The 6579-nt window shown below is 65.3% G+C and carries 4 protein-coding genes and 1 pseudogene; 1 reads left to right on the top strand and 4 read right to left on the bottom strand.

From position 1 onward, the window contains the following. Positions 1-334: pseudogene (locus ACOJTD_RS01865) on the top strand (glycerophosphodiester phosphodiesterase); the annotation flags it as partial. Between the two features lie 219 nt (positions 335-553). On the opposite strand, the gene ACOJTD_RS01860 reads toward ACOJTD_RS01865, so the two are convergent. The 4 genes from ACOJTD_RS01860 to serA form a co-directional block, all read right to left on the bottom strand. Then, positions 554-892, bottom strand: coding sequence for a hypothetical protein (locus ACOJTD_RS01860; RefSeq protein ID WP_420131243.1), 339 nt, complete (start codon positions 890-892; stop codon positions 554-556). A 148-nt stretch (positions 893-1040) separates the two neighbouring features. After that, complete coding sequence (locus ACOJTD_RS01855; RefSeq protein WP_420131242.1) at positions 1041-2723, bottom strand: methyl-accepting chemotaxis protein; 1683 nt, start codon at positions 2721-2723, stop codon at positions 1041-1043. Between the two features lie 193 nt (positions 2724-2916). Beyond that, complete coding sequence (locus tag ACOJTD_RS01850) at positions 2917-4602, bottom strand: methyl-accepting chemotaxis protein (protein ID WP_420131241.1); 1686 nt, start codon at positions 4600-4602, stop codon at positions 2917-2919. A 218-nt stretch (positions 4603-4820) separates the two neighbouring features. After that, positions 4821-6410 (bottom strand): phosphoglycerate dehydrogenase, encoded by a 1590-nt coding sequence (serA, locus tag ACOJTD_RS01845; RefSeq protein WP_420131240.1) that lies wholly within the window; start codon positions 6408-6410, stop codon positions 4821-4823. Positions 6411-6579: the final 169 nt, after the last annotated feature.

Below are 6579 nucleotides of genomic sequence, written 5' to 3'. Positions count from 1 at the left end.
GACCGGCACCGACTGCTTCAGCGATCTCGCCAAGTTCAAGCGCGTCTACAAGATCGAGCTGACCGATGCGAACGCCGGCAAGCCGGTGAACAAGATCGGCTTCATCGACCTGATGAAGATCCGCGATCCGGACAAGAAGGCCCGCAAGCCACTCACCGACGGCGCGCTGGCGTTCCCGTTCTTCACCATCGAAAACGTCGACAAGGTCGACGATACGCACATCATCGTCGGCAACGACAACAACCTGCCGTTCTCGTCGAGCCGCGATCCCAACAAGGCCGACGACGACGAGTTCGTGCTGCTCGAAGTTGGCGACTTCCTGAAGGCGAAGTAAGCGGGCAGAGAATTGCGAAGCGCTCTACTCGGTCCCCACCAACGGATAGCGCGTCCTGCTTCCTCGTCGAAGATCCCCACCACGCGTCATGCCCGGCCTTGTGCCGGGCATCCACGCCTTGCGGCAGGAGATGCACGAAAGGCGTGGATGGCCGGGACAAGCCCGGCCATGAGGGAGGAACTACACACCGTGTCTGACTGAGGTAATGCTCGCACTCGCTCAAACCGCCGGTGACATCCAGCGGGACAGGCGCGCAAGCATGCCGGGTTGGACGAGGGGCGGCGTCTCGTCGGACGCGTCGCCGATGTGGCCGAGGAACTGTTCAAGAAAGCGCTGGTCGCCGGTTTCGGTCACGGCGAAGTCATCGCCACCGCTGAAAACGACGTAGTCGTAGGCCAGCGGCCCGATAAACGGCAGCGTCGGCGCGCTGGCGATGTCCTTGCTGATCACGAACTCATCGGGATCGAGCCCGCGCGCGATCATCGTGCGGGTGAGCATATTCAGGTTGCCCACGAACTCCGGTTCGAACGCAACAGTCCCTTGCAGCGATATCGGCATGCACTCCCTCTCGCTTGGCAGGCACGCCCCCAACACCGAATAGTCGCCCGGTTGTCACTCCAGGTTCAAGTGTGCGCGCCCGCACGCAGGGTCACGTCTGCGCGAAGTCGGCAATGCTGCGTCGCAACACTGCCGATCACCAGTGGCCTCAGGCCGCCCGGACTTTCTGCAGAAACTCGTCGACGGCCGACCGGAGCGCGCCGGACTGACTGTCGAGCGCGCCCGCATGGGACAACACTTGCGAAGCCGCATCGCCCGTCGCCGACGCTGCCGCGCTGACGCCGCCGATGTGGCCGCTGATCTCGCTCGATCCCGCCGCGACGGACTGAATGTTGCGGGCAATGTCCCGCGTCGCGGCGCCCTGCTGCTCGACCGCGGTGGAAATCGCCATGGTGATCTCGCTCATCTGACCGATGGTGGCGGTTATGCCGCTGATCGACTGCACCGCATTGGAGGTCGACGACTGCATGGCCGAGACCTGCGCCGAAATCTCCTCGGTCGCCTTCGCGGTCTGACTCGCCAGCGCCTTCACCTCGCTGGCCACCACCGCGAAGCCGCGCCCCGACTCGCCCGCCCTCGCGGCCTCGATGGTGGCGTTGAGCGCCAGCAGATTGGTCTGCGAGGCGATCGAGTGGATCAGTTGCACCACCTCGCCGATCTTCTCGGCGCTGACCGAGAGCTGCTTGACGGTCTCGTTGGTGTGCTCGGCATCGCTCACCGCCCTGCCGGCGATCGCACGCGACTGTTCGACCTGGCGGGAGATCTCCTGGACCGACGCCGACAGTTCTTCGGACGCCGACGCCACGGTGCCGACCATGCCGGCGGAAGCGTCTGACGCCGCGCCGACCGCTGCGGCGCGCGTACTTGCATCGGAAGCCGTCATGGTCATCGACTCGGCGGTCTCCTGCATCTCCCGGGTGGCGCCCGCGACGCTGCGCACCACGCCGTCGACGCTGCGCTCGAAATCATCGGCGATGCTCTGCATCAGCGCCCGGCGCTCGGCCGCGGCGCGCTGCTGCGCCTCCTGTTCCTGCTGTTCGAGGCCGCGGATGCGCAGCGCATTGTCCTTGAACACCTGCACCGTCTTGGCCATTTCGCCGACTTCATCGCCGCGCTCGACGCCCGGGATGGCGGTGTCGAGCTCGCCGCCCGCCAGCGACTTCATGCGTGCGCCGAGCACGCCGAGCGGCTTGGTGATGCTGCGGCCCAGAAGCCAGGCGATCAGCGAGCAGACGACACCGATGCCGATGGTTGCGGCGGCAAGCGCCCACAGGATCGGACGCAGCTTGTCGTCGATGTCGTCAAGGTAAGCGCCCGAGCCGACGAACATGTCCCAGCCGGGAAGCGCCGCGACATAGCCGAGCTTGCGCTGCAGCTCCTGCGAGTTCGGTTTCTGGAATTCATAGAACATCAGATGCGCGCCCTTGGCGGCGACGCCATCGCGCAGTTCGCGTGTCAGCGGCCTGCCGTTGACCAGCGCATCGAGGCGGTTGGTGCCAGCCTTGAAGCCGGGGAGCAGCACGACCGTGCCGTCCATCCTGTAGACGAACAGATAGCCGGCGCCCTTGTCGTAAGTCATCGTTTCGGCGCGGCGAACGAATTCGGTGATCGCGGCGTCCTTGCTCATCTGGCCGGCATCGACCTGCTTCTGCAGTCCGGCGGCCATGTTGAGGGCGCTTTCGACGATCGCCTTGGTTTGGTCGACACGCGCCTCCAGCATTTCCTTCTTCAAGGTCGAGGCAGCGAACAGCCCCGCGATGGCAAGGCCTGCCATGGCCGCAGCCACGATGATGCCCAGCTTCGGAGTAATTCGAAGATTGCTGAATTTCACGAGGACGTCTCCGCACGCAACAATAGCGTCCGGCAAAAGTAGCGAGATTGCTTTGCGCTTCCTTTACCAGGAGGCCTCGTAGAAACCCGAGCATGAAATCCCGGACCCGACGCGCAAACGCCGCCCCGAAGGGCGGCGCTGGTGGTTAGTTGCAAGCTTGGATCCCTGCTAAGTACAGATCGCGTCGTCTGGATCAGGCGGCGCGAACCTTGTGCAGGAAGTCGTCGACCGCCGATTGCAGCGCGCCGGACTGGCTGTCGAGCGAGCCGGCATGCGCCAGAACCTGTGAGGCCGCATCACCCGTGGCCGAGGCAGCGGCGCTGACGCCGCCGATGTGGCCACTAATCTCGCTCGACCCGGCCGCGACCGACTGGATGTTGCGGGCGATGTCGCGCGTCGCAGCGCCCTGCTGTTCGACCGCCGACGAGATCGCCATGGTGATCTCGCTCATCTGACCGATGGTGGCGGTGATGCCGCTGATCGACTGCACCGCATTGGAGGTCGAGGACTGCATGGCCGAGACCTGCGCCGAGATTTCCTCGGTCGCCTTGGCGGTCTGGCTGGCCAGCGCCTTCACTTCGCTGGCGACGACCGCGAAGCCGCGGCCGGTTTCGCCGGCACGCGCCGCCTCGATGGTGGCGTTGAGGGCGAGCAGATTGGTCTGCGAGGCGATCGAGTGGATCAGCTGCACCACTTCGCCGATCTTCTCGGCGCTGACCGAGAGCTGCTTCACCGTCTCGTTGGTGTGTTCGGCATCGCTCACCGCCCTGCCGGCGATCGCACGCGACTGCTCGACCTGACGGGAGATCTCCTGGACCGACGCCGACAGTTCTTCCGACGCCGACGCCACGGTGCCGACCATGCCGGCGGAGGCGTCGGAGGCGGCACCGACCGCGGCGGCGCGCGAGCTGGCGTCCGACGCGGTGGTGGTCATCGACTGCGCGGTCGCCTGCATCTGCCGCGTCGCATCGGCCACGCTCTGCACCACGCCCTTGACGCTGCGCTCGAAATCGTCGGCGATGCTCTGCATCAGCGCCCGCCGCTCCGCCGCCGTGCGCTGCTGCGCCTCCTGCTCCTGCTGCTCGAGGCCGCGGATGCGCAGCGCATTGTCCTTGAACACCTGGACGGTCTTGGCCATTGCGCCCACCTCGTCACCGCGCTCAATGCCGGGGATCGGCTCGTCGAGCTGGCCGCCGGCCAGCGACTGCATCCGGGCGCCGAGCCGGCCGAGCGGACGGGTGATGCTGCGCGAAATCAGCAGCGCGAACAGGCCGGCGATCAGCGCGATCGCCAGCACCGAGGCGCCGAGCGTCCAGAAGATCGGCCGCAGCTTGGCGTCGATATCGTCGAGATAGGCCCCGGTGCCGACGAACATATTCCAGCCCGGGATCGCCACGCCGTAGGAGATCTTGCGGATGTTCTCGTCGGTGCCCGGACGGCGGAAGTCATAATGCAGCGTCACGTCGCCCTTGGCGGCGACGCCATCGCGCAGCTCGCGCACCAGATAGCGGTCGCCGGTCGGCGTGTTCATGCGATTGGTGCCGATCGCCTTCTTGTCGGGAGTGGCGATGGTCAGGCCGTCCATGGTGTAGGCGAACAGATAGCCCTGGCCGTTGTCGTAGGTCAGCACGCTGGCGTCGCGGGCGAACTGGGCGAGCGCGGCCTCCTTGGTGAGCTCTCCGGCTTCGACCTGCTTCTGCAGCCCGATCGCCAGGTTGCGGCCCATTTCGGCGATCGCCTTGGTCTGCTCGAACCGCGCTGCGAGCATCTCACGCTTCATCATGTAGCCGGCGAACAGGCCCGCGAGACAGAGGCCGAGCAGCGTCCCCCCGACCAGCAGACCGAGCTTGGGGGTGATACGGAGATTGGAAAATTTCAACGAAGCCTCCCGACGGTACCAGCATCCGCGCCAGCCGAGGCGCGAAATGAGTGCTCAGTACAACTACTGGGAAATTGTTCTCGGACCGTTACTGCAGCGCAATCGATTGTCGGGAGACAGCCGGACAGACCGGACAAACAAAAATCCCTCCCCGGCGGGGGAGGGATTTGATGATGGGATGACAGCAGCTGCTGGAGGGCGGGCTGCAGGATGTCGGCTTAGAACACCAGCGCCTTGGCCTGCTTCACCTGCGGCAGCGCCTGCACCTTGGCGATGACGTCGTCCGGAGCCGCGCCGTCGATCGTCACCAGCGCGATGGCGTCGCCGCCTTCGCTGTGACGGCCGAGGTTGAAGGTCGCAATGTTGACCTTGGCGTCGCCGAGCAGGCTGGCAAACTTGCCGATGAAGCCCGGCTTGTCCTCGTTGGTGACGTAGATCATCGACTTGCCGAACTCGGCATCGACGCGGATGCCCTTGATGTCGACGAGGCGCGGCTTGCCGTCGGCATAGACCGTGCCGGACACCGAGCGCTCCTGCTTGTCCGTGGCCACCGTCAGGGTGATCAGGCTCTCGTAGTCGCTCTCGGCGGCGCGGACGACTTCGTCCACCACCATGCCGCGCTCCTTGGCGATCACCGGCGCCGAAACGACGTTGATGTCGCCCAGCATCGGCCGCAGCAGACCCGACAGCACCGCCGAGGTCAGCGCCTTGATCTTCATCTCGGCGACTTCACCCTCGTAGGTGATGGTGACCTTGGTGATGCCGGTGTCGGTGAGCTGGCCGGCGAACGAGCCGAGCTTCTCGGCGAGCTCGATGAACGGCTTCAGCTTCGGCGCTTCCTCGGCGGTGATCGACGGGAAGTTGACGGCATTGCTGATCGCGCCGTTGAGCAAATAGTCGCTCATCTGCTCGGCGACCTGCAGCGCGACGTTCTCCTGCGCTTCGGTGGTCGACGCGCCGAGATGCGGCGTGCAGATCACGTTCGGCAGGCCGAACAGCACGTTGGTGGTCGCCGGCTCCTCGGAGAACACGTCGAAAGCCGCGCCGGCGACATGCTTGGACTTCAGCGCCTCGGCGAGCGCATTCTCATCGACCAGGCCGCCGCGGGCGCAGTTGATGATGCGGACGCCCTTCTTCATCTTGGCGATCGCGGCCGCGTCGATGATGTTCTTGGTCTTGTCGGTGAGCGGGGTGTGCAGCGTGATGAAGTCGGCGCGCTTGAAGATGTCTTCGAGCTCGACCTTCTCGACGCCGATATCCTTGGCGCGCTCCGGCGACAGGAAGGGGTCGAACGCGATCACCTTCATCTTCAGGCCGAGGGCGCGGTCGGCGACGATCGAGCCGATGTTGCCGCAGCCGATCACGCCGAGGGTCTTGGCGGTGATCTCGACGCCCATGAAGCGGTTCTTCTCCCACTTGCCGGCCTGGGTCGAGGCGTCGGCGGCGGGGATCTCACGGGCCAGCGACAGCATCATGGTGATGGCGTGCTCGGCGGTGGTGATCGAATTGCCGAACGGGGTGTTCATCACGATGATGCCCTTGGCGGTCGCCGCGGGAATCTCGACGTTGTCGACGCCGATGCCGGCGCGGCCGATCACCTTGAGCTTGGCGGCCTTCTCGAGGATCTTCGCGGTCGCCTTGGTGGCGGAGCGGATCGCAAGGCCGTCATAGTTGCCGATGATCTCGGCGAGCTTCTCTTTGTCTTTGCCCAGCGCCGGCTGGAAATCGACGTCGATGCCGCGATCCTTGAAGATCTGCACGGCGGCTTCCGACAGCGCGTCGGAAATGAGGACTTTGGGAGCGGTCATGGGATGTGATCCGTTGCTGAATGATGCATTTGCCGACGTCACCCGCGGGCTCGACCCGCGGGTCCATCTTCAAGGATGGATGGCCGGGTCAAGCCCGGCCATGACGCACGCTAAGTTGTCGCTTACGGCGCCTTGGCGAGCGCAGCCTTGGTCTCGGCGAAGGCCCAGT

This window comes from Rhodopseudomonas sp. (assembly GCF_048594845.1).
In the GTDB taxonomy this organism is placed as follows: Bacteria; Pseudomonadota; Alphaproteobacteria; order Rhizobiales; family Xanthobacteraceae; genus Rhodopseudomonas.
Note: the sequence above shows the minus strand (reverse complement) of the source record. Positions and strands in the feature narration are given on the sequence as shown.

Coding starts and splice junctions, on each gene's coding strand:
- ACOJTD_RS01860 (WP_420131243.1), bottom strand. CDS start 892: ATGCCGATATCGCTGCAAGGGACTGTTGCGTTCGAACCGGAGTTCGTG.
- serA (WP_420131240.1), bottom strand. CDS start 6,410: ATGACCGCTCCCAAAGTCCTCATTTCCGACGCGCTGTCGGAAGCCGCC.